This is a genomic window from Serratia sp. MYb239 (assembly GCF_002966855.1).
Taxonomy (GTDB): domain Bacteria; phylum Pseudomonadota; class Gammaproteobacteria; order Enterobacterales; family Enterobacteriaceae; genus Serratia_B; species Serratia_B rhizosphaerae.
This window is the reverse complement of record NZ_CP023268.1, coordinates 4,299,088-4,322,595: the sequence shown is the minus strand read 5'-3', so window position 1 is coordinate 4,322,595 and position 23,508 is coordinate 4,299,088. Positions and strand designations below refer to the sequence as shown.

Genomic DNA, 23,508 nt, shown 5'->3' with positions numbered 1-23,508 from the left:
GGAAGCATGGCGTTGACGAAACAACAGTTGGTCGACTGGCTGATGCGCTGCGGCGAGGTATTTCGTCGCGAGCGTGATTTTTTGACCGAGTTGGATACGGCGATCGGCGATGCCGATCACGGCCTGAACATGAACCGCGGTTTCGACCAGGTGGCGGCCAAGCTGCCGTCGGTGGCGGAGCAGGACATCGGCGCGATATTGAAAAGCAGCGGCATGACGCTGCTGTCCAGCGTCGGCGGCGCCAGCGGCCCGCTGTTCGGCACCTTCTTTATCCGCGCGGCGCAGGTGACGGCCGGTAAACAGAGTCTGGATCTGGCTGAACTGCAGCAGATGGTGCAGGCCGGTGCGGAGGGCGTGGCGGCACGCGGCAAGGCGCAGCCGGGAGATAAAACCATGTGCGACGTCTGGCAGCCGGTGGCGGACAGCCTGAGCCAGTCGCTGGCACAGGCGCCGGATATCAGGGCGGCGCTGCGGCAGGCCGCCGAACGGGCGAAGCAGGCGGCGGAAAGCACCATCGCCATGCAGGCGCGCAAGGGACGGGCCAGCTATCTGGGTGAGCGCAGTATCGGCCATCAGGATCCCGGTGCGACTTCGGTGATGCTGATGATCCAGGCGCTGTCTGCGGCGGCGGGCTAAGCGGGAGGCGAAATGATCAATATCGTAGTGGTTTCGCACAGCGCACTGCTGGCGCAGGGCGTTGAGGCGCTGGCGCGTCAGATGATGCGCAGCGACGGTTGTCGGCTGGTGCTGGCGGCGGGCGTTGATGATGAGCAGAACCCGATCGGCACCGATGCGATGAAGGTGATGGCGGCGATTGAATCGGTGGCCGACGGTGACGGCATCGTGGTGCTGATGGATCTGGGCAGCGCGTTGCTGAGCGCTGAAACCGCGCTGGAGTTGCTGGAACCTGCACTGGCGGCCAAAGTGACGCTCTGCGCCGCGCCGCTGGTGGAAGGTACGCTGGCGGCGGTGGTGGCTGCCAATTCCGGCGCTGCACTGGAACAGGTGCTGGCCGAGGCGCGGGGGGCGCTGCAGGCCAAGCGGGCGCAGTTGGGGGAGGCGACGGCGGCGCTGAAAACGGTCGATTTGCCGCTGGAGCAGGGCAAAAGCGCCAGCTGGCGGGTGCAGAATGTCCATGGACTGCATGCGCGTCCGGCGGCGCGCCTGGCGGAAACGCTGGCGCATTTTGATGCCGAGCTGGTGCTGGAGAAGAGCGGTCAGTGTATCAACCCGCGCAGTCTGAATCAGCTGGCGCTGCTGCAGGTGGGGCATGGCGACACCATCCGGCTGATCGCCAGCGGCAGGCAGGCCGACGAGGCGCTGGCGGCGTTTAATGCGTTGGCGCAGCAGCACTTCGGGGAGGCGGTTTCTGGTGAACAGCCGCTGTCGTTGCACGGGGTGCCGGTGGCGGAGAGCGTCAGCAGCGGGCCGATTCTGCAATGGCGTAGCGTCTGGCCGACGCTGCCGGCGCGGCATACCGGCGTCGATGATATTTTGCATGAGCAGCAGCGGCTGCGTCAGGCGCTGCAGCAGACGCTCGGCGATCTTAACCGGCTGGCGGAGCGCACCGCGACGCTGATCGGCAAACCCCAGGCGGGAATCTTCGGCGCGCACAGCATGTTGCTGGACGATCCGGACTTACAGCAGTCGGCGTATACGCGCATCGCCCAGCAGTGTTGCAGCGCCGAGCAGGCGTGGCGGCAGGAGATGGAGGCCGTTGCGGCCGATTATCGCGCGCTGGATGACGACTACCTGCGGGCGCGCGAGCTGGACGTGCGTGACATTCTGCGGCGCACCCTCAGTTATCTGCAACAGCAGCCGGTCCCGCCGATTACCCTGTCGGAGCCGGTGATTTTAGTGGTGGATGAGCTGATGCCGTCGGAGGTGGTGATGCTGGACCGGCGCATGGTGCTGGGCATCTGTCTGAGCGGCGGCAATGCGCTGTCGCACAGCGCTATTCTGGCCAAGGCGATGGGCATACCAATGGTGGTCGGCATGAGCGATTGTCTGGAAAAGACCCGCAGCGGTCAGACGGCGATGCTGGATGCGGCGCGCGGCGTATTGCAGCTGAGCCATTAGCGCATAAAAAAGGGCGCGGCAGAGGCCGCGCCCGGAGTGCATATTTTACTGCCGCACCTGTCAGTTACGGAACGGGTTGCGCGGCTGGCTACCGGTTGCCGCCGGTGCGGTAGGCTGCGGCGTCGCGCTGTTGACGCGGTTGGCCGGAGCCGGTGCGGCGACCTGCTGCATCGGTGCGTTATCCTGATAACCGTCGGCATAGGCATCCTGGCCGCGGTTCTGCGGCGCGACCGCGTCCGGCGCGGTAGAAACCGGTTGGCCCAGCGCGCCGTTCAGCGTCAGCAGGTCATTCTGGTTCAGGGTGCCGAGCGCCGATTTAATATTCAGCTGGTTGATCAGGTAGGTGTAGCGCGCGTCGGACAGCTGACGTTTGGCGTCATACAGCTGAGTGGTGGCGTCCAGCACGTCGACGATGGTGCGGGTGCCCACCTGGTAGCCGGCTTCCATCGCATCCAGTGAACTCTGCGCCGAGATAACTGCCTGTTTGTAGGCGTTGATGCTGCTGATTGAGGCGTTGACGTTGTTGTACGAGGAGCGCACGGTCTGCACCACGGTGCGGTGCGAGCTTTCCAGCTGTTCGCTGGCGCCGACGAAGCTGTACTGCGCCTGCTTCACCTGCGAATTGGTGGCGCCGCCGCTGTAAATTGGCAGGTTAAAGCTGATACCGACCTTGTTCTGGCCTGCATCGGAATCGCGATAACGTACAGCATTCGCCCCGCCGGTCGACGAGCCGCTGTATTTGGTGTTGCTAATGCCGGTAGAGGCGGACACATCAACCGTTGGCATATAGCCGGTTTGTGCATATTTGATCTGCTCACGCGCCAGATCCTGGCTCAGGCGTGCCGAGAGCAGGCTCAGGTTGCGCGCTTCCGCCTCTTTCAGCAGGTTGTTGACCGCTTCCGGACGCGTGGTGGCGAAACGGTTGGTATTCAGCGAGGCCAGTTCCGGGTAGAAGGTGCCGGTCACCTGACGCAGCGTTTCCAGCGCGTTGTCCAGCTCATTGCGAGCGTTGACTTCGCTCGCCAGCACGGTGTCGTAGTTGGAACGGGCGTTCTGCACGTCGGTGATCGCCACCAGGCCGACGTTAAAGCGCTGGGTGGTCTGATCCAGCGTGCGGTACACCGCGTCTTTCTGCGCCTGGGTGTAGGACAGGGTGTCGATCGCCTTCAGCACGTTGAAGTAGGCGGTGGCGGTGTCGAGGATTAGCTTCTGCTCTGCGGTCTGGAAAGTGACGTCGGAGATGCCGGCGGTTTTTTCCTGCAGCGTCAGCGCGCGCCATTTGGACATGTCAAAAATGGTCTGGGTCAGCGCCAGTGAGCCACTTGTTACATCACTATCGACGCCATTGGAGTCCCGGTAGCCATTATTGTACTCGTAACCGGCGGTCAGCCCCAATTGCGGCAGCAACGGGCTGCGCGACTCGTTGATTTTTTCGAATGCGGCATCACGGTCAGCGGCGGATTTGCGCAGATCCGGGTTACTTTCCCTCGCCTGTTTATAAACCTGCAGCAGGTTCTCTGCCTGGCTCATTGCACTGAAGCCGCCCAGGCTCAGTCCGATAAGAAGGGGGAGCAGTTTCTTCATTTGCATTCCTTGTTGTGCAGCAATATTGGTATGTTAGCGCTGACGATAGTCTAAATAGTTGTCAATTCTAGCAGAGTCCGCGCTTGCCATAAGGTGGCTGAACGTGCCATCCGGCGGATATTTTCGCGTCCGGCTTGTCCTGTGAGGCGCTGGCCGTCATGTTCACGTCAGTGACTCCTGTTATCATGGTCAATAATCTACCACAACGCGCGGCGGGAGAAAGTCTCGCCTATTCTGTCATCAAAACTGTTTATTTCACCGGCATACTCACGCAGGAGAACCGTGTTTATGAGCAACTTACGGCCTACGCCCGTTACTTTCGACAAAAATGATGTAGAAATTATTGCACGGGACACGCTGTACCGTGGTTTTTTTTCACTCAATTTATACCGTTTTCGTCATAAATTGTTCAACGGCGGCGTGAGCGAAGAGATTACGCGCGAGATTTTCGAACGCGGCCATGCGGCGGTGCTGCTGCCTTACGATCCGCTGCGCGACGAAGTGGTGCTGATTGAACAACTGCGTATCGCCGCGGTCGATACCTCAGACTCCCCCTGGTTACTGGAAATGGTGGCGGGTATGATCGAGGACGGCGAAAGTGTGGAAGACGTGTGCCGCCGCGAGGCCGAAGAAGAGGCCGGTGTGGCGGTCGGGCGCTGCAAACCGGTGCTGAGCTATCTGGCCAGCCCGGGCGGCACCAGCGAGCGGCTGTCGATTATGGTCGGCGAAGTGGACGCCGCGACCGCCGAAGGCATTCATGGATTGAGTGAAGAAAATGAAGATATTCGAGTCCATGTGGTGAGCCGCGAACAGGCTTACCGCTGGGTGGAAGACGGTACGATTGATAATGCGGCGTCGGTGATTGCCCTGCAGTGGCTGGCGTTGCACCATGAATCGCTCAGAAAAGAGTGGGTCAACCCATGACAAAGCGCTATACCCCTGATTTCCCTGAAATGATGAGAGTGTGTGAAACCAATTTCGCGCAGCTGCGGCGTTTGCTGCCGCGCGATGACGAAACGGGGGAAACGGTGACTTATCAGGTGAACGGCGCCCGCTATCGGCTGACGATTGCGGAATCCACGCGTTACACGACGCTGGTGACGATTGAGCAGACCTTCCCGGCGGTCAGCTACTGGAGCCTGCCGGCGATGACGGTGCGGCTCTACCATGACGCGATGGTTGCGGAAGTGTGTGCCAGCCAGCAGATCTCTCGCTTTAAAGCGCGTTATGATTATCCGAATAAAAAGTTGCATCAACGCGACGAAAAGCATCAAATTAACCAGTTTCTTGCTGATTGGCTGCGCTACTGTTTAGCGCATGGTGCGATGGCGGTTCCTGTTGTGTGATACCCGAGCGACGGTAAGCGCGCTTGAAGTATGACGGGTAGAGACAGACTGAGATAACAAAGGACACCATTTGGAAAGCCTGTTTAAACTGCCCGTGGCGAGTGGGGCCAAGGTCAGGATTTTACAAATAACCGATACCCACCTGTTTGCCGGCGAGCACGAGACCTTGCTGGGCATTAACACCTACCGCAGCTACCATGCGGTGCTGGACGCGGTGCGCGCCCAGCAGCGGGAGTTTGACCTGGTTGTCGCTACCGGTGACCTGGCGCAGGATCATACCCCTGAGGCATATCGGCACTTTGCGGACGGCATTTCGCAGCTGCCCGCTCCCTGCGTGTGGCTGCCGGGCAATCATGATTTTCAGCCGGCGATGGTCGACGCGCTGGCCGCCGCGGGCATTACCCCTTCCAAGCACGTGCTGCTGGGTGCGCACTGGCAGGTGATCCTGCTGGACAGCCAGGTGTTCGGCGTGCCGCACGGCGAGCTGAGCGAGTATCAGCTGGAGTGGATGGAGCGCTGTCTGCAGGCCCATCCGGATCGCTACACGCTGCTGCTTTTGCACCATCATCCGCTGCCTTCCGGCTGTACCTGGCTCGACCAGCACAGCCTGCGCAACCCGCATATGCTGGGCGCGATCCTGCTGCGCTACCCGCAGGTGAATACGCTGCTGTGCGGGCATATTCACCAGGAGCTGGATCTGGCCTGGCAGGGGCGGCGTCTGCTGGCCTCGCCGTCCACCTGCGTGCAATTCAAGCCGCACTGTACTAATTTTACCATCGACGATGTTTCTCCGGGTTGGCGTTATCTTGATCTGCTGCCTGACGGACGGGTGGAAACCCAGGTGTGCCGTCTGGACAACGATGATTTCCGCCCCGATATGGATTCGGATGGCTACTGATGTCAACGCTGCTTTATCTGCACGGTTTTAACAGCTCGCCGCAGTCGGCCAAGGCGTCGTCGTTCAAGACGTGGCTGGCCGAACATCACCCGCAGATCGAGATGCTGGTGCCGCAGCTGCCGCCCTATCCGGCGGATGCGGCCGAGCTGCTGGAGAATCTGGTGATGGAGCGTGCCGGCAGCACGCTGGGCGTGGTTGGCTCCTCACTGGGCGGTTATTACGCCACCTGGCTGTCGCAGTGTTTCGCGCTGCCGACGGTGGTGGTCAATCCGGCGGTGAAACCGTTTGAACTGCTGATTGATTATCTCGGGCAAAACGAGAACCCCTACACCGGTCAGCAATATGTGTTAGAGTCTCGTCACGTTTACGATCTGAAAGTCATGCAGATCGATCCTCTGGAGTCGCCGGATTTAATCTGGCTGCTGCAGCAAACGGGCGATGAAATTCTCGATTACGGGCAGGCTGTCGCCTATTACACTGCCTGTCGGCAGACGGTGGAGTCGGGAGGAAACCACGCCTTCGTCGGTTTCGATCACTACTTCCCCCAGATTGTGGATTTTTTAGGACTCGCCCCAAAATGACAGACGTTGTGGCCAGACGACAAACGTGATGGCTCCAGGCGCGAAGGGAAACATGCGGTCTGAGCAGGCCGTTCGGCGCCTTCCTTTAACCACGAAAACATAATCAACGATGACTCAATCCAGCTATAACGCTGATGCCATTGAAGTACTCAGCGGCCTAGAACCAGTGCGCCGTCGTCCCGGTATGTATACCGACACGCAGCGCCCGAACCACCTCGGCCAGGAGGTGATTGACAACAGCGTCGATGAAGCGTTGGCTGGCCATGCAAAACGCATTGACGTGATCCTGCACGCCGATCAATCGCTGGAGGTGATTGACGACGGCCGCGGTATGCCGGTGGATATCCACCCGGAAGAGGGCGTACCGGCGGTAGAGCTGATCCTGTGCCGGCTGCACGCCGGCGGCAAATTCTCCAGTAAAAACTACCAGTTCTCCGGCGGCCTGCACGGCGTGGGCATCTCGGTGGTCAACGCCCTGTCAAAACGGGTGGAAGTGACCGTCAAACGCGACGGCAACGTGTACGACATGGCGTTTGAAAACGGCGACAAGGTGCAGGACCTGACGGTCAGCGGCACCTGCGGCAAACGCAATACCGGCACCCGCGTCCACTTCTGGCCGGACGAACAGTTTTTCGACAGTCCGCGTTTTTCCGTCTCGCGCCTCAGCCATTTGCTGAAGGCCAAGGCGGTGCTGTGCCCGGGCGTGGAAATCTACTTTACCGACAAGGTTAACAATACCGAACAGCGCTGGTGCTACCAGGACGGCCTGACCGACTACCTGATGGAAGCGGTCAACGGGCTGATTACCCTGCCGGAAGCGCCGTTTGTCGGCACCTTCTCCGGCGACACCGAAGCGGTGGACTGGGCGCTGCTGTGGCTGCCGGAAGGCGGCGAACTGCTGACCGAAAGCTACGTCAACCTGATCCCAACCATGCAGGGCGGCACCCACGTCAACGGGCTGCGTCAGGGGCTGCTGGACGCGATGCGCGAGTTTTGCGAGTTCCGCAATATTCTGCCGCGCGGCGTCAAACTGTCGGCGGAAGATATCTGGGATCGCTGCGCCTACGTGCTGTCGGTGAAAATGCAGGATCCGCAGTTCGCGGGCCAGACCAAAGAGCGCCTGTCATCGCGCCAGTGTGCGGCGTTTGTGTCCGGCGTGGTGAAAGACGCCTTCAGCCTGTGGCTGAACCAGAACGTTCAGGCGGCGGAACAGCTGGCTGAAATGGCGATTTCCAGCGCCCAGCGCCGCCTGCGCGCGGCGAAGAAAGTGGTGCGCAAGAAGCTGACCAGCGGCCCTGCGCTGCCGGGCAAACTGGCGGACTGCACCTCGCAGGACCTGAGCATGACCGAACTGTTCCTGGTGGAAGGGGACTCGGCGGGCGGCTCAGCCAAGCAGGCGCGCGACCGCGAGTATCAGGCGATCATGCCGCTGAAGGGGAAAATCCTCAACACCTGGGAGGTGTCGTCGGACGAAGTGCTGGCGTCGCAGGAGGTGCATGATATTTCGGTGGCGATCGGCATCGATCCTGACAGCGAAGATCTCGGCCAGTTACGTTACGGCAAAATCTGTATTCTGGCGGATGCGGACTCGGACGGCCTGCACATCGCCACGCTGCTGTGCGCGCTGTTCGTGCGCCATTTCCGCTCGCTGGTGCAGGGCGGCCACGTGTATGTGGCCATGCCGCCGCTGTACCGTATCGACCTCGGCAAGGAAGTGTATTACGCGCTGGACGAGGAAGAGAAAGCCGGCGTGCTGGAACAGCTGAAGCGTAAAAAGGGCAAGCCGAACGTCCAGCGCTTTAAAGGTCTGGGTGAGATGAACCCGCTGCAGCTGCGCGAAACCACGCTCGATCCGAATACCCGCCGGCTGGTACAGCTGACGGTCGACGATAACGACGTGCAGCAGACGCTGGCGGTGATGGATATGCTGCTGGCCAAGAAGCGTTCGGAAGATCGCCGCAACTGGCTGCAGGATAAGGGCGATACCGCCGAACTGTCGGTGTAACAAACAATGTCAGCCATATTGTGAACGGCTGATCTGTTGAGCAAGGATGCTTATGGTTCTGAAAGGTTGACGTTTCGCCTGTTTTTAAATCATGTAATTTGCTGTTCCGCCATTAACCTAGTGGCGGAAAGCTTTCTTCCCCCCAACCTACCCTAAAAAACAAGTAGAACTATAACACCTTGCGGTAGACGTACTGGTTGCATTCACACGCCAATTGCCAACACGAACGCAGAAAAGTCACGCCCTTGCTTACGAAAAAGCCGTCATGTGCTCAGATAGTCAGAACTAGAAATTGCTGTCGTCAGCAATCGGCCAAGACGCTTCCGATTCCTGCATAGAACTTGTGATCAGCCCAGCGAATTATCATCGTTATGACTGATTACTAGACTTCCTGTCTGTATGGTTGCAAATACCCGATGACTGTGTGCACAGGAATTGGTCTATATGTTTCAAAGTTGTAATCTTATGCCCAACCATGTCGTTTATATGTGATTAACCCAATCCAATGGATGGAAATTATATGGCAAAAGAGGAAGGTTTACGGGTCGTGCTTTCGCCGGTTCAACTGGCGGCGATCATGTCAGACAGGAGTGTCACAGAAGGGGAAACCCTAAGCAATCGCCTATTTGGAGGTCTGGGGCTTGCTGGTGGTGTTGTTGAGCTTATTGGTGCTGGTGCGATGTGTTATGTACCAGATCCCACACTTTTAACAAAAATCGGTTGTGTCATTGTTGGCACTCACAGCTTGGACAGTATCAAGGCCGCTTCTAATCAGATCATTACCGGCCAGCCGACCACTACCGATACTTACCAATCAGCTATCGCACTAGCTAAAACTTTGGGTGCGGATGATGATACGGCTTACAATGTGGGGCTTACGGTTGATATTGCTGTTCCGTTAGTGTTTGCGGCAGCGATAGGTGCGGCACGTGTTGCCTCTGTGCGTATGGGCAAGGTAAGGCTGATTGAGCACGAGTCAATGACCGGGGGAAAGCCTGGTGGCCACACAATCGTTCGCCATGTAGGACTATCCAAGGCTGTTTTGCTACAGCGATTGGAGGAGACTAAATTCGGGCGTTTTCCTCCACGTTCTATCAGTTCATTTACGAATCTTGCGATTGCTGAGAGAGCAATCTCAAGCGCTATGAGCGCCAATCACACACTAATAAAAAACTGGGCTAAATACCCATTGCGTAATCTTGTCATAACTCATAGGGCTGTAAATCACGTGGGATACTACATACAGCGAGGAGCTTCTGAGATTGTGAAAACCTCCAACCTTAAGGTTGTCATTGAGCATGGCTCTTTTAACGGAAAGCCTTACTACATACTTACCGCATATCCAATCCCCTAGGAGAGCACAATGAAAGATTACCCATTGCTAGACAACCTTATGGGGGGATACTTTAATCAAGATGCCGATCTGATTACGGGTTCAACAGAACTAGAGGGAATGATTGATTATTACTTACAAGGGGCATCTGCGAATCTGTTGCGAAATTTAATCAATGAAATGGATGATTTTCAAACGGCGCATCCAGACGATCTGGACAAAGCGTTTTGCGAGCGATACCCCGGAGATCTGGACATGTCACCCGTAGGTGAATTTTTTGATATTTTCCGGAAGCGAATCCAAGAAGCGTTAGGGCAACATTAAGGTTCATTGAGTTTATGCGTGAACCATAAAAAGCCCGGCGCAATGGCCGGGCTTGGTGATTACAGCGCTTCTTCCAGCACCTGGATATTCACATCCAGCACGCTGTCCTTGATGGTGGCGCGATGCTGATGCATATGCTCCATCTCAAGGTGTTTTTCCAGATGCGCCACGCTTTCCCATTTTTCCAGCATGAACACCGAATCCGGCAGCGACTGTTTCCATGGTACCTGAGCCTTGATATCGACCAGCGGCTGGTAGGCGCCGCAGCCGTCCTCCGCCAGCACTGACGGGATCAGTTTCTCAATGGCTTTCAGTACCGTCTCACGGTGGCCCGGTTTAACTTTGATTTCTGCGATTACGGTGATCATGACAACCTCATTAACAAACGTGCGAAAGATAAGTTAAGCAAAAGTTTTTGCCAGATGCTCGCGATATCGTGCGATATCATTTTGAATATCCGGCTGTTTAATCACGTCGTTGCAGATAAAGGTCGGCAGCGCTTCCATCCCCAGGAACTCGTTGGCCTTATGGAAATGCAGATAAACGCCGTCCACGCCGATGCCGTGGAAGAACTGATCGGGATCGGTAAAGGCTTCCAGTGGCGCGTTCCAGGTCAGGCTCAGCATATGTTTTTTGCCCTGCAGCAGGCCGCCGGAGCCGTATTTTTTGCTGGCGTCTGAGCGGGTGCGGCCGTCGCTGGCGTACAGCGAGCCGTGGCCGACGGTAAATACTTCGTCGATGTATTTTTTCAGGATCCAGGGCTCACCCATCCACCAGCCGGGCATCTGATAGATCACCGCGTCGGCCCACAGATATTTTTGCACTTCGGCGTCGATATCGTAACCTTGATCGACCACGGTCAGCTGGACTTCATGGCCGGCGTCGCGCAGAAAAGAAGCGGCGACATCGGTCAGGGTGTCGTTCAGCTCACCGTTGGAGTGACCAAATTTTTTACCGGCGTTGATTAGAAGGATATTACTCATCGGGTTTCCTCTTGCGAATAGGCCCTGCATCTTGTTCAAGCGGCGTCAGCGTGCGGCATGAAACCGGTCAGGGGTGATAACATGATGGGAAAGAGTTTACCTGCGCGTGCAGGGGAGAAAAATGCGCGCTGAGTCACATGACTTTTGCTGTTTTAGCAACAATCCGCCGGCTAGCGGCGGTCAACATCGCCCGCAATACCGACAATGCTGTGACAGCATACGGCCAGATAAGGTACTATCGCGGGCAACAAACGACGAGCAATCACGGGCACTGCTTTTTTTTGTGAACGACAGTCCTTTGCCCCAATGTCTAGGGATTGCCATGCCACGGTCTGAGGATAAATGAGTAATGAGTGATCTGACTCATGACGGTGTAGAGCGTTTACCGCTGCACACATTCACTGAAAACGCCTATCTGAACTACTCCATGTACGTCATCATGGATCGGGCGCTACCGTATATTGGCGACGGCCTGAAGCCGGTTCAGCGCCGCATCATCTACGCGATGTCTGAACTGGGCCTGAACAACAGCGCAAAATTCAAGAAATCCGCGCGTACCGTCGGCGATGTGCTGGGTAAATACCACCCGCACGGCGACAGCGCCTGCTATGAGGCGATGGTACTGATGGCGCAGCCTTTCTCCTACCGTTATCCGCTGGTGGACGGCCAGGGGAACTGGGGGGCGCCGGACGATCCGAAATCCTTTGCGGCGATGCGTTATACCGAATCCCGCCTGTCGAAGTACGCCGAAGTGCTGCTGTCCGAGCTGGGACAGGGGACGGTGGACTGGATCCCTAACTTTGACGGTACGCTGCAGGAGCCGAAGATGCTGCCTGCGCGTCTGCCGAACATCCTGCTGAACGGCACCACCGGCATCGCGGTCGGCATGGCGACCGATATCCCGCCGCACAACGTGCGCGAAGTGGCCGCCGCCGCCGTGGCGCTGCTGGAAAAACCGGGCGCCTCGCTGGATGACCTGCTGGAGTTTGTGCAGGGGCCGGACTTCCCGACCGAAGCGGAAATCATTACTCCGCGCGACGAAATTCGCAAAATCTACCAGAACGGCCGCGGTTCGGTGCGGATGCGTGCGGTGTGGAAAAAAGAAGACGGCAGCGCGGTGATCACTGCGCTGCCGCATCAGGTCTCCGGCGCCAAGGTGCTGGAGCAGATCGCCAGCCAGATGCGCGCCAAAAAGCTGCCGATGGTGGAAGACCTGCGCGATGAGTCGGACCATGAGAATCCGACGCGTCTGGTGGTTGTACCGCGCTCTAATCGGGTGGATCTGGAGCAGGTGATGAATCACCTGTTCGCCACCACCGACCTGGAACGCAGCTACCGCGTCAATATGAATATGATCGGCCTGGATAACCGCCCGGCGGTGAAAGGGCTGGTGGAAATCGTCACCGAATGGCTGGCCTACCGCCGTGATACGGTGCGTCGTCGTCTGAATCACCGTCTGGAAAAAGTGCTCAAGCGTCTGCACATTCTGGAAGGTTTACTGGTCGCGTTCCTCAACATCGATGAAGTGATCCACATTATCCGCAGCGAAGATGAGCCGAAGCCGGTGCTGATGCAGCGTTTTGGCATCAGCGAGACGCAGGCGGAAGCGATCCTTGAACTGAAGCTGCGCCATTTGGCGAAGCTGGAAGAGATGAAGATCCGCGGCGAGCAGGACGATCTGGCGAATGAGCGCGATCGGCTGCAGGCGCTGCTGGCGTCAGAGCGCAAGCTGAATACGCTGATCAAAAAAGAAATTCAGGCGGATGCGCAGACTTACGGCGACGATCGCCGTTCGCCGCTGGCCGAGCGCGGCGAAGCCAAGGCGATGAGCGAGCACGATTTCGTGCCGTCCGAGCCGGTGACCATCGTGCTGTCGGAGATGGGCTGGGTGCGCAGCGCCAAGGGCCATGACATCGACCCCGCCGGCATGAACTATAAGGCCGGCGACAGCTTCCGCGCCGCCGCCCGCGGCAAAACCAACCAGCCGGTGGTGTTTATCGACTCCACCGGGCGCAGCTATGCGGTTGACCCGCTGACGCTGCCGTCGGCGCGCGGACAGGGCGAGCCGCTGACCGGTAAACTGACACCGCCGCCGGGCGCGACCATTGAGCAGGTGCTGATGGCCGCCGACGACCAGAAATTGCTGATGGCCTCCGATGCCGGTTACGGCTTCGTGTGCACCTTCAACGACCTGGTGGCGCGCAACCGCGCCGGCAAGGCGATGATTACCTTGCCGGAGAGCGCCAAGGCGTTACCGCCGCTGGAAATTTACGGCGACGACGATATGCTGCTGTCGATTACCCAGGCGGGCCGCATGCTGATGTTCCCGGTGGCCGATCTGCCGCAGCTGTCGAAAGGCAAGGGCAACAAGATCGTCTCTATTCCGTCGGCGCAGGCGGCCGCAGGGGATGACAAGCTGACCTGGCTGTTTGTGCTGCCGCCGCAAACGTCGCTGACGCTGTACGTCGGCAAGCGCAAGCTGACGCTGCGCCCGGAAGATTTGCAGAAATTCCGTGCCGAGCGCGGGCGGAAAGGTACGCTGCTGCCGCGCGGTCTGCAGCGTATCGATCGCGTCGAGGTGGATATGCCGCCGCGCGCGTCGGCCGGGGATAGCGAAGAGTAAGTTCGGCGGGCGTCGTTTCCCAGGCGACGCCCGCGCAATTCACCGCTTTCCGTATTTATTTTCAAATAATTAACATTTCTGCGTATAAATTTATTGTGCGGATGCCCGGCCGGCAGGAAAATAGCAAACAGGCCGGGTATCATCGCCAGCGGGCGTGATGCCCTGCGCGCAAATAAAATGATGGAAGGTATCTGCGCAGCGAATCATGCTGCGTCGGCAGTGTGCTAATGAGGTTGTTATGTTATTAATTTTGCGTGCCGTTTTCGTCACTCTGTTCTGTATTCTGGTGTGCATTTTCGGTTCCATCTACTGTTTGTTCAGCCCGCGCAATCCCCGTCACGTGGCGACGTTTGGCCATCTGTTCGGCCGCCTGTCGACGGTATTCGGCTTAAAGGTAGAAATCCGTAAGCCGGCCGACGCGGCGCAGTACGGCAAGTGCATCTATATCGCCAACCACCAGAACAACTACGATATGGTGACGGCGTCCAATATCGTGCAGCCGCGCACCGTGACGGTGGGGAAAAAAAGTCTGGTGTGGATCCCGTTTTTCGGCCAGCTGTATTGGCTGACCGGCAATCTGCTGATAGATCGGGATAACCGGGCCAAAGCGCACGGCACTATCGCTCAGGTGGTGGAGCAGATTAAGAAAAAAGATATTTCCATCTGGATGTTCCCGGAAGGAACCCGCAGCCGCGGTCGCGGCCTGATGCCGTTCAAGACCGGCGCGTTTCATGCGGCGATCGCCGCCGGCGTGCCGGTTGTGCCGATCTGCGTGTCGAACACCAGCAATAAAATCAACCTGAACCGCCTGAATAACGGCGAAGTGATTGTAGAGATGCTGGAGCCGATCGATACCACGAAGTTTGGTAAAGACCAGGTGCGTGAGCTGGCAACCCACTGCCGCGAGCTGATGGCGGCGAAAATTGCCCAGCTGGACGAAGAGGTGGCGCAGCGCGAGGCCGCCGGAAAATAACTCTCTGCCAATGGCGGCGGTGACTTTTTAACGGCCTGCGGGTCGTTAATGCCCGGCTTCATGCTACGCTTAGTGGCATTATCGGACGCCGGGCTTTTGCATACGGTTTAGTATTTGTTTTCATGGAGAAAATATGTCACTCAGTCGACGTCAGTTCATTCAGGCATCGGGTCTGGCGCTGTGCGCGGGAGCCGTGCCGCTGAGGGCTGAAGCGAGCGGAGCGCAAATCCCGTTACCGGTTCCCCCACTGCTGGAGTCTCGTCGCGGTCAGCCGCTGTTTTTAACCCTGCAGCGCACACATTGGCCGTTTGTTGCCAACCGTAAGGCCAACGCATGGGGCATTAACGGCATGTACCTCGGGCCAACGGTACGGGTACACAGCGGTGACGACGTCAAATTGATTTACAGCAACCGCCTGGCGGAGCCGGTATCCATGACCGTCAGCGGTCTGCAGGTGCCGGGCACTCTGACGGGCGGCGCGGCGCGGCTGATGTCGCCGGGCGTGGACTGGTCGCCGGTGCTGCCGATTCGTCAGGCAGCAGCGACCTGCTGGTATCATGCCAACACGCCGGAGCGCATGGCGCCGCAGGTATATAACGGCCTGGCCGGCATGTGGCTGGTAGAAGATGAAATCAGCAAGTCGCTGCCGCTGCCTAACCACTACGGCGTGGATGATTTCCCGCTGATCGTACAGGACAAGCGGCTGGATAACTTCGGCGCGCCGGAATACAGCCCGCCGTCGCAGGGCGGTTTCGTCGGCGACACGCTGCTGGTGAATGGCGTGCAGAACCCGTACCTTGAGGTTTCTCGTGGTTGGGTGCGCCTGCGTTTGCTGAACGCCTCCAACTCGCGCCGCTATATGCTGCAGCTGAGCGACGGCCGTCCGCTGACGGTGATCGCCAGCGATCAGGGCTTTTTACCTGCTCCGGTCTCGGTGCAGCAGCTTCCTCTGGCGCCCGGTGAACGGCGCGAGGTGCTGATCGATATGTCGAAGGGCGAAGAAGTGACGCTGAACGCCGGGGAGGCCGCAGGCATTATGGACCGCCTGCGCGGGCTGTTTGAACCTTCCAGCCTGCTGGTGTCCACCCAGGTGCTGACGCTGAAGCCGACCGGTTTGTTGCCGTTGGTGACGGACAACCTGCCGATGCGTCTGCTTTCGGATCAGCTGCTGGACGGCAGCGTCAGCCGTACGCGGGAGTTCCGGCTGGGTGATGACGTGGCGGGCATTAACGGCGCGGTGCGGGATGTGAACCGCATCGATCTGCAGACCATGCAGGACAGCTGGGAGCGTTGGGTGATCCGCGCCGATACGCCGCAGTCTTTCCATATCGAGGGCGTACAGTTCCTGGTGAAGAGCGTGAACGGCGCTCAGCCGATGGCCGAGGATCGCGGCTGGAAGGACACCGTCTGGGTCGACGGCGAAGTAGAGCTGGTGGTGCACTTTACCCAGCCGTCCTACGATCACTTCCCGTTCCTGTATTACAGCCAGACGCTGGAGATGGCCGATCGCGGCAGCGCCGGGCAGTTTGTGGCGCAACCGACGCAGTAAATTGTCGGTTAACGTTAACCAGTCAATGGCTCTCTAAAGGTATTGTAGTCAGAGATATGGGGAATGTGATTCGTAACTTCTCGTTTAAGACCGCCATTATGGCGGTTCAGACTGCTGATAAAGTCAGTTATTAGGGAGAGCGTGGCGATGGGGTCGTAGCGGCGTAAGCCGCCGGAGTGCCCCTCGTTATGCTAGGCCCGGGTATCTCGGGCCATCAGACGGCTTTGTCATCAACCTCGGACCGCCATTATGGCGGTTTTATTTTGTCTTGAGCTTTTCAGCGTTTTTATTATCGATTAACTAATTTCAATATTATTAGTTGAATAGACCCGGTGATAACAGATTCGGGTGTTGACCTTTAGCGCGCATCACGGGCTGCCGAACAAGGAACCTGAGCCAGGGGCAACCGGACAGGGATGTCCGGTTGAGGCGGCACAGGCAGGGATGCCTGTAGAGCCGACCCGCCCGGCGACGGTGACGCCGTGAGGGTACCCGCGCAGCGGGCAGAACGTGTCTAAGCGCGGGCGCGGGTGCAGGGGCCGCGCCTACGGCCCCTGCAATTGCCGTTCACGGTGGTGACAAAGAAATGCTGTACGTTTACGGCAATTCTTATTACTCATTGCTTATAAATATCTCCGCAGGCCTGACTGATTTCTATGCCTCCGGGAAGCGCTGGCGTAGCTGCGCCCAGTCCGGCGCGGCGTCGGCGCCGCGGCTGGCTACCACGCAGGCGGCGACGCGGTTGGCAAGATCGACGGCCTGCGGCAGCGGCCAGCCGGCGGAAAGGGCGGCGAGCAGGCCGGCGCAGTGGGCGTCGCCGGCGCCGATGGTGTCCACCACCTCAACCGGATAGGCGGCGATATGCTGCGGCGGATGTTTGCCGTCGCAGATCCAGGCGCCGTCGCTGTCAAGGCGGCAAATCAGGGTGAAATTGCGGGCGGCGGCGTAGCGCTGCGCCGCGTCGACGGGGTCGCCGTCGCCGCACAGGATCGCCACTTCGTCGCGGTTAAGCGTCAGCAGGGTATGGCTGTCGCTCAGCATGGCGAAAAATTCCTCGCCGAGCAGGCCGACGCGCGGGCCGGGATCGATCAGCCGGTATTGGTCGAACGGCAGACGGGTCAGCCATTCGCGCAGCGCGGCGCCCGGTTCGCCCACCAACTCATAGCCGTTGGCGTAGACCAGCGTCTCCGGCGTCAGCGGCAGGGTTGCCAACTGGGCCTTGTTCCACTGCGCTTCACAGCCGCTGACGGTGATAAAGGTTCTTTCGCCGTTCGGCTCGGCCAGCGCCAGGCACCAGCCGTTATCCATCTGTCCGTGCCGCAGCAGAACCGGCAGCCCCAGTTCCTGCATCGCCGCTTCCACGGCGACGCCCCACTCGCCGTTGCCGACCGGCATGCCGTTGACCACCGGCACGTCCAGCCGGCACAGCACGCGGGCGACGTTAAAGGCGCAGCCGCCAATCTGCCGCCCCTGCGGCCGGGCTTCAATATCTTCGCCGCTGACGGGCAGGCGCGGCAGCGTCATGACCAGATCGCCGACGGCGCCGCCTAATACTAATACCGGCGTTACTGCAGAAAACTCACTCATTTACTTACGTTCTCCGCCCGCGGCCAAAAACAGGCCGTAGGCGATAAGGCTAACCAGGAAGGAAACAAACAGCCCGAGGCTGGAATCCGCGAACAGGCCTTTGGCCAGCGGCCCGTCGATAAAGCCGCTTTTGGTGACCATCAGCCCGCTGAGGGCGCCGAGGAACCAGCAGCACAGCGGTACCATACGCACGCCGCGATTTTGGCCGTTCAGGCCGTACAGCGCATTGCCGTCGTAACCATGATGACGACGCAGGCGCAGATAGTCGAGGATGAATATCGCTTCCCAGGCGGCAAGGAAGACGCCGCAGAACACCAGGAAGGCGATAAACGGCCCCATAAAATCGCCGGACACGAACAGCACATAGAGGGCAATCGCCAGCACCAGCAGCGCATCGAACGATACCGCCAGCGATTGCTTAACCTTAACGCCGATGGTCAGCAGGTTAAGGCTGGCGGAGTAGAGGCTCAGCACCGCAATGGTGACGATGCCGGCGGTGGCGGTCAGCAGATAAGGGATGGCCATCCAGCTCGGCAGCACCGAGCCAATCAGGGCGATCGGGTTGGCCGCAGAGGCCAGATCGGGCAACTGCACCGACAGCAGAATACCGGTAAACATCAGCAGCATCAGCGGCAGACAGGCGCCGCCCATCACCGCGGCGAAGATGCTTTTATTGGAACTTTTCGGGCTTTGATAGCGGCTATAGTCCGCGCCGGCAATCGCCCAGCCGATGCCGGTGCCGGCGGCGATAATCGATACCGCCGGCAGGAAGCCGGTCAGCCAGTTGCCGGCGGGCAGCGCCAGCACGCGCTGCCATTCGGTGGTAAAGGCGATATACAGCACCACGACCAGCGTCATGCTGCCGAAGATGCGGCTGAACCAGGTCTGCAGCCAGACTACGGTATTTTGCCCGAGCAGGCTGACGACGATGGTCAGGCCGCCGAACAGCAACAGGCTGACGCCGGTCAGCAGCGGACTTTCCGCCAGCCCCATTGCCTGGAACAGCGCCGCCAGCGTCAGCGTGCCGGTGATGACGTTCACCGCCTCCCAACCCATCAGATTGATCCAACTGAAGGCGGTGGGGGCGATATTGCCTTTTACACCGAAGATGACCCGCGACAGGGTCAGCGTCGAGGTGCGGCCGCGTTTGCCGGCGAAGCTGGTATAGCCGACCAGCGCAAAGCTGGCGACGCCGACCAGCGCGGCGAGAACAGACTGCAGGAATGACAGGCCGAAGCCGACGATCAGCGCCCCGTAAACCACGCCGAGGATGCCGATATTGGCCGCTGACCATACCCAGAACAGCTCGATGGGTTTACCGGTTTGCTCCGCCTCGGGCACCAGATCGATGCCGGTGCTTTCAACTTTCCATGTTTCACTGCGGTTTATTTCACTCATGCTGCAGATTTACCCTTGGTTGCGCAGCGCCCCCAGAGCCGCTGCATATGGTTGAAAATCAATCTGATTCGCCTGGTTCAGTGTTTCAATCCATTGCGCCGGAAATGCCTCAATGCCGCGCAGCGCGCCGCAAACTGCCGTCGCCATCGCGCCGATGGTGTCGGTGTCGCCGCCAAGGTTGGCGGCCAGCAGCGCGCAACGAATCGGATCGCCGTCCGCTAATTCGACCAGCGCCAGCGCGGCGGGAATGGACTCAATGGTATCCATGCCGGCGCCGACGGTGTGGTAGATCTCAGCCAGCGCATCGCTGTCCGTCAGCGGCCGTACGCTTTCGGCCACGTCCAGCGCCCACAGAATGCGGCGGCTCAGCGACGGGCTGAAGGTGGTGATCTGCTGTTGCTGCATCTGTTCCACCAATGGCGGCAGCGCCTGTTTAATCGCGCTCCAGTCGTCGCCGTCGATCGCACGGCTGACTGACCAGGCAATAGCGAAGGCGCCGGCAACGGCGATATCAGATTTATGCGTCGGGCTACAGGCCAGGCGCACGGCATCCATAAAGTAGCCTAAATCATTGGTTGATAACAGACATCCCAGCGGCGCGACGCGCATGGCGGCACCGTTGGTTACGCCGTTGGCGTTGATTTCCGAGATGGGCTGGCCGGCGCGGATGGCGTTAAGTGCGGCTTTGGAAGTGGGGCCAAGAATGTTTTTATTGAAGGCGTCGACCCGTTCTGCCCACAGCATGATGTGGTGGGCGATGCGTTCGGGTTCGACCTTACCGTGAGCGGCGAGTAGCGCCTCCATCAGCGCTACTGCCTGCTGCGTGTCGTCGGTATATTCGCCGGCGATAAAACCTGTCGCGGCAATATTCTCGTCCGGGCCAGGCAAGAAGCGATCGATCCAACCAAAATAATCGCGTACCTGCCGTAGCGGCCACAGCTCCGACGGCATCCCCATCGCATCGCCAGCGGCTTGACCATACAGTGCGCCAAGGATGGCGAGGTGGGGATTTTTTCTTATTGTCATGGGTGTTCCCTGGTGTTGGTGCATGTTGAATTAAACACGTCAACGTTACCACCATAGTGGCAAAATGGATCCAATAAAAGTCCATTAGGGCAAAAATGTGATGCCAATCTAGATCCATTGCACAATTCTCCGCACAACTTACCCGTACCGGTATAAATATGATAAAAGCTAACGCCAGAGAGGGGCGCCCAAATTAAAGAGAGCAGTCAGATGAATGACTTTAGCGCGTGGCTGCGCCAGCAGTTGGTTCAGGCCGTTGCGGCACCACGTTATATACAGTTGGCTACAGCGCTGGAGGCGGCGATTAAACAGCGCCGGCTGGCCGCCGGTGATTTTCTGCCGCCTGAGCGCGTGCTGGCCGAACGGTTGGCGGTGTCGCGGGTCACCGTCAGCAAGGCCCTGAAGCTGCTGGAAGAGAAGGCGCTGATTTCACGCCAACAGGGCGTGGGCACCCGGGTAGCGGTGTATATGGATTATTCGCTGTCGCAGGAGCAGGGGGGATTTACCGCCCAGATAACGCGCAGCGGCAGCGCCGCCAGTAACCAGTGGCTACTGCGCACGCGCGTGACGCCGCCGCCGGAGATCGCGCAGGCGTTAAATCTGTCCGAGCATGAGCCGGTGGTGAAGCTGCGTCGCCTGCGTCTGGCGGACGGCAATCCGATTTCGTTGGAAACCACCTATATTCCGCTACGCTTTCTGCCCGATCCCGAGCGGCTGGAGCATTCGCTCTACGCGCTGTGGCAGGAGCGCGGCATCGTGCCGGAGGGCAAGCACTTTCTGTTGAAGGCGATCGCCTGCAGCGATGAAGTTGCCGGCTTGCTGAATGTGTCCTGCGGCGCGCCGCTGTTGCTCGTCACGCAGACCAGCCGCAATGCGCAGGGCGAAGTGCTGGAGATCAGTGAAGTTCAGTGCCGCAGCGACGTGTATGAGTTTGAAGTCAGCAGCTAGCGGAAAGTTCGAATAAATAACCCTGCTCTTTTTGCTGATACTGCGTATAATCGCCGCCCGGCGATTAATTAACCTGCAAAGAGCACTGTCGAATGAGCACCACCAGCCTGATCCAACCGGATCGTGAACTGTTTTCTTATAAGCGTTACTGGGCCGAATGTTACGGCACCGCGCCGTTTTTACCGATGTCGCGTGAAGAGATGGACCAATTGGGCTGGGACAGCTGCGACGTGATTATTATCAGCGGTGATGCTTACGTCGACCACCCCAGCTTCGGCATGGCGATTATCGGTCGCATGCTGGAAGCGCAGGGGTTTCGCGTCGGGATTATCGCCCAGCCGGACTGGGGCAATAAAGAGGACTTTATGCGCCTCGGCAGGCCGAACCTGTTTTTCGGCATCACCGCCGGCAATATGGATTCAATGATCAACCGCTATACCGCCGATCGTAAACTGCGCCACGACGATGCCTACACGCCGGGCAATGTCGGCGGTAAGCGTCCCGACCGCGCCACGCTGGTATATACCCAGCGTTGTAAAGAGGCCTATAAGGACGTGCCGATCGTACTTGGCGGCATTGAGGCCAGCCTGCGCCGCATCGCCCATTATGATTACTGGTCGGATACCGTACGCCGCTCGGTGCTGGTGGACTCCAAGGCCGATATGCTGATCTACGGCAACGGTGAGCGTCCGCTGGTGGAGGTGGCGCACCGCCTGGCCGCCGGCGAGAAGATCGCCGATATTCACGATATTCGCAACACCGCGGTGATGCGCAAGGCGCCGCTGCCGGGCTGGAGCGGGGTGGATTCCACCCGTCTGGATAAGCCGGGGCGCATTGAACCGATTCCCAACCCTTACGGTGAGGATCTGCCCTGTGCCGACGGCGCTCAGCCGGAGCCGGAAGCCAAGCCGGTCACCGTGCGCGCCGCTAAGCCGAAGCCGTGGGAAAAAACCTATGTGCTGCTGCCGTCCTTTGAAAAGGTGAAGGCGGATAAAGTTCTGTACGCCCATGCTTCGCGCATTTTGCACCATGAAACCAACCCGGGCTGCGCCCGCGCTCTGATGCAGAAGCACGGCGACCGCTACGTGTGGATCAACCCGCCGGCGATTCCGCTGAAAACCGACGAGATGGACAGCGTGTTCGCGCTGCCGTACCAGCGGGTGCCGCACCCGTCCTACGGCGAGGCGCGCATCCCGGCGTACGACATGATTCGCTTCTCGGTGAATATCATGCGCGGCTGCTACGGCGGCTGTTCGTTCTGCTCGATCACCGAGCACGAAGGGCGGATTATCCAGAGCCGCTCCGAAGATTCGATCATCCGTGAAATTGAGGAAATCCGTGACAAGGTGCCCGGCTTTACCGGCGTGATTTCCGATCTGGGCGGCCCGACCGCCAATATGTATATGCTGCGCTGCACCAACCCGCGCGCCGAACAGACCTGCCGCCGCGCCTCCTGCGTGTATCCGGAAATCTGCACCTATATGGATACCAACCATGAGCCGACCATCAAGCTGTACCGCCGCGCGCGCGAGCTGGAAGGGGTGAAGAAGATCCTGATCGCCTCCGGGGTGCGTTACGATCTGGCGGTGGAAGACCCGCGCTACATCAAAGAGCTGGCGAGCCATCACGTGGGCGGCTATCTGAAGATTGCGCCGGAACATACCGAAACCGGCCCGCTGTCGAAAATGATGAAGCCGGGCATGGGCAGCTACGACCGCTTCAAGCAGCTGTTCGATCATTACTCCAAGCAGGCCGGCAAAGAGCAGTACCTGATCCCGTATTTTATCTCCTCACATCCGGGCACGCGGGATGAGGACATGGTCAATCTGGCGCTGTGGCTGAAGAAAAACCGCTTCCGTCTCGACCAGGTACAGAACTTCTATCCGTCGCCGATGGCGAACTCCACCACCATGTATTACAGCGGCAAGAATCCGCTGGGCAAAGTGGGCTATAAATCGGAAGAGGTCTTTATCCCGCGCGGCGATCGTCAGCGCCGTTTGCACAAGGCGCTGCTGCGCTACCACGATCCGGCCAACTGGCCGCTGATCCGCAGCGCGCTGGAAGAGATGGGGCTGAAGCACCTGATCGGCAGCCGCCGCGACTGCCTGGTGCCCGCGCCGAGCATTGACGAACAGCGCGAGGGCAAGCGTCTGCAGCGCCGCGCGCGTCCGGCGCTGACCAGGCACAGCGATATTCAGCGCCAGCGCTCACCGTCCAACAGGCCGCCGCGCAAGGCGATCCGTAACGGCGGCGCCAAAGGCAAGGCGTAAC

At 59.1% G+C, this 23,508-nt stretch carries 20 protein-coding genes; 14 read left to right on the top strand and 6 right to left on the bottom strand.

What is annotated here, in order from left to right:
* Window positions 1–6: 6 nt before the first annotated feature.
* Both dhaL and dhaM read left to right on the top strand, forming a co-directional pair.
* Window positions 7–636, top strand: coding sequence for a dihydroxyacetone kinase subunit DhaL (gene dhaL / locus CLM71_RS20645; RefSeq protein ID WP_105232669.1), 630 nt, complete (start codon window positions 7–9; stop codon window positions 634–636).
* A 12-nt stretch (window positions 637–648) separates the two neighbouring features.
* Window positions 649–2,079, top strand: a complete 1,431-nt coding sequence (dhaM, locus tag CLM71_RS20640; RefSeq protein WP_105232668.1) for a dihydroxyacetone kinase phosphoryl donor subunit DhaM — start codon at window positions 649–651, stop codon at window positions 2,077–2,079.
* 60 nt (window positions 2,080–2,139) lie between these two features.
* Here dhaM and tolC read toward each other — a convergent pair whose 3' ends face one another.
* Entirely contained in the window at window positions 2,140–3,663 is a 1,524-nt protein-coding gene (tolC, locus tag CLM71_RS20635; protein ID WP_105232667.1) for an outer membrane channel protein TolC, read from the bottom strand.
* 288 nt (window positions 3,664–3,951) lie between these two features.
* Between tolC and nudF the strand changes: the two genes are divergently transcribed.
* The 7 genes from nudF (at window position 3,952) to CLM71_RS20600 (ending at window position 10,150) form a co-directional block, all read left to right on the top strand.
* Window positions 3,952–4,587, top strand: coding sequence for an ADP-ribose diphosphatase (gene nudF, locus CLM71_RS20630; protein ID WP_105232666.1), 636 nt, complete (start codon window positions 3,952–3,954; stop codon window positions 4,585–4,587).
* Window positions 4,584–5,009 (top strand): DUF1249 family protein, encoded by a 426-nt coding sequence (locus CLM71_RS20625; protein WP_054306281.1) that lies wholly within the window; start codon window positions 4,584–4,586, stop codon window positions 5,007–5,009. Before nudF ends, CLM71_RS20625 begins: the two co-directional genes overlap by 4 nt.
* 70 nt (window positions 5,010–5,079) lie before the next feature.
* Window positions 5,080–5,907, top strand: a complete 828-nt coding sequence (gene cpdA, locus CLM71_RS20620) for a 3',5'-cyclic-AMP phosphodiesterase (protein WP_105232665.1) — start codon at window positions 5,080–5,082, stop codon at window positions 5,905–5,907.
* On the top strand, window positions 5,907–6,488 hold the full coding sequence (gene yqiA, locus CLM71_RS20615) for an esterase YqiA (RefSeq protein WP_105232664.1): 582 nt from the start codon (window positions 5,907–5,909) through the stop codon (window positions 6,486–6,488). Before cpdA ends, yqiA begins: the two co-directional genes overlap by 1 nt.
* A gap of 109 nt (window positions 6,489–6,597) precedes the next feature.
* Window positions 6,598–8,493 (top strand): DNA topoisomerase IV subunit B, encoded by a 1,896-nt coding sequence (gene parE, locus CLM71_RS20610; protein ID WP_105232663.1) that lies wholly within the window; start codon window positions 6,598–6,600, stop codon window positions 8,491–8,493.
* 520 nt (window positions 8,494–9,013) lie between these two features.
* Window positions 9,014–9,847, top strand: coding sequence for an RNase A-like domain-containing protein (locus tag CLM71_RS20605; RefSeq protein ID WP_105232662.1), 834 nt, complete (start codon window positions 9,014–9,016; stop codon window positions 9,845–9,847).
* A 9-nt stretch (window positions 9,848–9,856) separates the two neighbouring features.
* Window positions 9,857–10,150: a contact-dependent growth inhibition system immunity protein gene (locus tag CLM71_RS20600; RefSeq protein WP_105232661.1), complete on the top strand. Its 294-nt coding sequence runs from the start codon at window positions 9,857–9,859 to the stop codon at window positions 10,148–10,150.
* 59 nt (window positions 10,151–10,209) lie between these two features.
* Here the strand turns inward: CLM71_RS20600 and CLM71_RS20595 are convergent, their stop codons facing one another.
* Both CLM71_RS20595 and CLM71_RS20590 read right to left on the bottom strand, forming a co-directional pair.
* Window positions 10,210–10,518, bottom strand: a complete 309-nt coding sequence (locus CLM71_RS20595) for a putative quinol monooxygenase (RefSeq protein ID WP_105232660.1) — start codon at window positions 10,516–10,518, stop codon at window positions 10,210–10,212.
* Window positions 10,519–10,551: 33 nt separating this feature from the next.
* A complete protein-coding gene (locus tag CLM71_RS20590; RefSeq protein ID WP_105232659.1) occupies window positions 10,552–11,133 on the bottom strand; it encodes an NAD(P)H-dependent oxidoreductase in 582 nt (193 codons plus the stop codon).
* A 349-nt stretch (window positions 11,134–11,482) separates the two neighbouring features.
* Between CLM71_RS20590 and parC the strand changes: the two genes are divergently transcribed.
* The 3 genes from parC (at window position 11,483) to ftsP (ending at window position 16,278) form a co-directional block, all read left to right on the top strand.
* Complete coding sequence (gene parC, locus CLM71_RS20585; protein ID WP_105232658.1) at window positions 11,483–13,756, top strand: DNA topoisomerase IV subunit A; 2,274 nt, start codon at window positions 11,483–11,485, stop codon at window positions 13,754–13,756.
* Between the two features lie 238 nt (window positions 13,757–13,994).
* On the top strand, window positions 13,995–14,729 hold the full coding sequence (locus tag CLM71_RS20580) for a 1-acylglycerol-3-phosphate O-acyltransferase (protein WP_105232657.1): 735 nt from the start codon (window positions 13,995–13,997) through the stop codon (window positions 14,727–14,729).
* Between the two features lie 133 nt (window positions 14,730–14,862).
* A complete protein-coding gene (ftsP, locus tag CLM71_RS20575) occupies window positions 14,863–16,278 on the top strand; it encodes a cell division protein FtsP (protein ID WP_105232656.1) in 1,416 nt (471 codons plus the stop codon).
* A 654-nt stretch (window positions 16,279–16,932) separates the two neighbouring features.
* Here the strand turns inward: ftsP and CLM71_RS20570 are convergent.
* The 3 genes from CLM71_RS20570 to CLM71_RS20560 are packed head-to-tail and all read right to left on the bottom strand — an operon-like array spanning window position 16,933 to window position 20,289.
* On the bottom strand, window positions 16,933–17,865 hold the full coding sequence (locus tag CLM71_RS20570) for a PfkB family carbohydrate kinase (RefSeq protein WP_105232655.1): 933 nt from the start codon (window positions 17,863–17,865) through the stop codon (window positions 16,933–16,935).
* Entirely contained in the window at window positions 17,866–19,263 is a 1,398-nt protein-coding gene (locus CLM71_RS20565; protein ID WP_105232654.1) for a cytosine permease, read from the bottom strand. It abuts the gene before it with no gap.
* A 9-nt stretch (window positions 19,264–19,272) separates the two neighbouring features.
* A complete protein-coding gene (locus tag CLM71_RS20560; protein WP_105232653.1) occupies window positions 19,273–20,289 on the bottom strand; it encodes an ADP-ribosylglycohydrolase family protein in 1,017 nt (338 codons plus the stop codon).
* A gap of 210 nt (window positions 20,290–20,499) precedes the next feature.
* On the opposite strand from CLM71_RS20560, the gene CLM71_RS20555 reads away from it, so the two are divergent.
* Together CLM71_RS20555 and CLM71_RS20550 are read left to right on the top strand one after the other, a co-directional pair.
* The gene (locus tag CLM71_RS20555; protein ID WP_105232652.1) at window positions 20,500–21,237 is read left to right on the top strand and encodes a GntR family transcriptional regulator; all 738 of its coding nucleotides are present in this window, start codon (window positions 20,500–20,502) and stop codon (window positions 21,235–21,237) included.
* Between the two features lie 92 nt (window positions 21,238–21,329).
* Complete coding sequence (locus CLM71_RS20550; protein WP_105232651.1) at window positions 21,330–23,507, top strand: YgiQ family radical SAM protein; 2,178 nt, start codon at window positions 21,330–21,332, stop codon at window positions 23,505–23,507.
* Window position 23,508 lies beyond the last annotated feature (1 nt).

What these genes read in the sequence shown, in the direction of transcription:
- dhaL (WP_105232669.1), top strand. Translation starts at nt 7, where the DNA reads ATGGCGTTGACGAAACAACAGTTGGTCGACTGGCTGATGCGCTGCGGC.
- dhaM (WP_105232668.1), top strand. Translation starts at nt 649, where the DNA reads ATGATCAATATCGTAGTGGTTTCGCACAGCGCACTGCTGGCGCAGGGC.
- tolC (WP_105232667.1), bottom strand. Translation starts at nt 3,663, where the DNA reads ATGAAGAAACTGCTCCCCCTTCTTATCGGACTGAGCCTGGGCGGCTTC.
- nudF (WP_105232666.1), top strand. Translation starts at nt 3,952, where the DNA reads ATGAGCAACTTACGGCCTACGCCCGTTACTTTCGACAAAAATGATGTA.
- CLM71_RS20625 (WP_054306281.1), top strand. Translation starts at nt 4,584, where the DNA reads ATGACAAAGCGCTATACCCCTGATTTCCCTGAAATGATGAGAGTGTGT.
- yqiA (WP_105232664.1), top strand. Translation starts at nt 5,907, where the DNA reads ATGTCAACGCTGCTTTATCTGCACGGTTTTAACAGCTCGCCGCAGTCG.
- parE (WP_105232663.1), top strand. Translation starts at nt 6,598, where the DNA reads ATGACTCAATCCAGCTATAACGCTGATGCCATTGAAGTACTCAGCGGC.
- CLM71_RS20605 (WP_105232662.1), top strand. Translation starts at nt 9,014, where the DNA reads ATGGCAAAAGAGGAAGGTTTACGGGTCGTGCTTTCGCCGGTTCAACTG.
- CLM71_RS20600 (WP_105232661.1), top strand. Translation starts at nt 9,857, where the DNA reads ATGAAAGATTACCCATTGCTAGACAACCTTATGGGGGGATACTTTAAT.
- CLM71_RS20595 (WP_105232660.1), bottom strand. Translation starts at nt 10,518, where the DNA reads ATGATCACCGTAATCGCAGAAATCAAAGTTAAACCGGGCCACCGTGAG.
- CLM71_RS20590 (WP_105232659.1), bottom strand. Translation starts at nt 11,133, where the DNA reads ATGAGTAATATCCTTCTAATCAACGCCGGTAAAAAATTTGGTCACTCC.
- parC (WP_105232658.1), top strand. Translation starts at nt 11,483, where the DNA reads ATGAGTGATCTGACTCATGACGGTGTAGAGCGTTTACCGCTGCACACA.
- CLM71_RS20580 (WP_105232657.1), top strand. Translation starts at nt 13,995, where the DNA reads ATGTTATTAATTTTGCGTGCCGTTTTCGTCACTCTGTTCTGTATTCTG.
- ftsP (WP_105232656.1), top strand. Translation starts at nt 14,863, where the DNA reads ATGTCACTCAGTCGACGTCAGTTCATTCAGGCATCGGGTCTGGCGCTG.
- CLM71_RS20570 (WP_105232655.1), bottom strand. Translation starts at nt 17,865, where the DNA reads ATGAGTGAGTTTTCTGCAGTAACGCCGGTATTAGTATTAGGCGGCGCC.
- CLM71_RS20565 (WP_105232654.1), bottom strand. Translation starts at nt 19,263, where the DNA reads ATGAGTGAAATAAACCGCAGTGAAACATGGAAAGTTGAAAGCACCGGC.
- CLM71_RS20560 (WP_105232653.1), bottom strand. Translation starts at nt 20,289, where the DNA reads ATGACAATAAGAAAAAATCCCCACCTCGCCATCCTTGGCGCACTGTAT.
- CLM71_RS20555 (WP_105232652.1), top strand. Translation starts at nt 20,500, where the DNA reads ATGAATGACTTTAGCGCGTGGCTGCGCCAGCAGTTGGTTCAGGCCGTT.
- CLM71_RS20550 (WP_105232651.1), top strand. Translation starts at nt 21,330, where the DNA reads ATGAGCACCACCAGCCTGATCCAACCGGATCGTGAACTGTTTTCTTAT.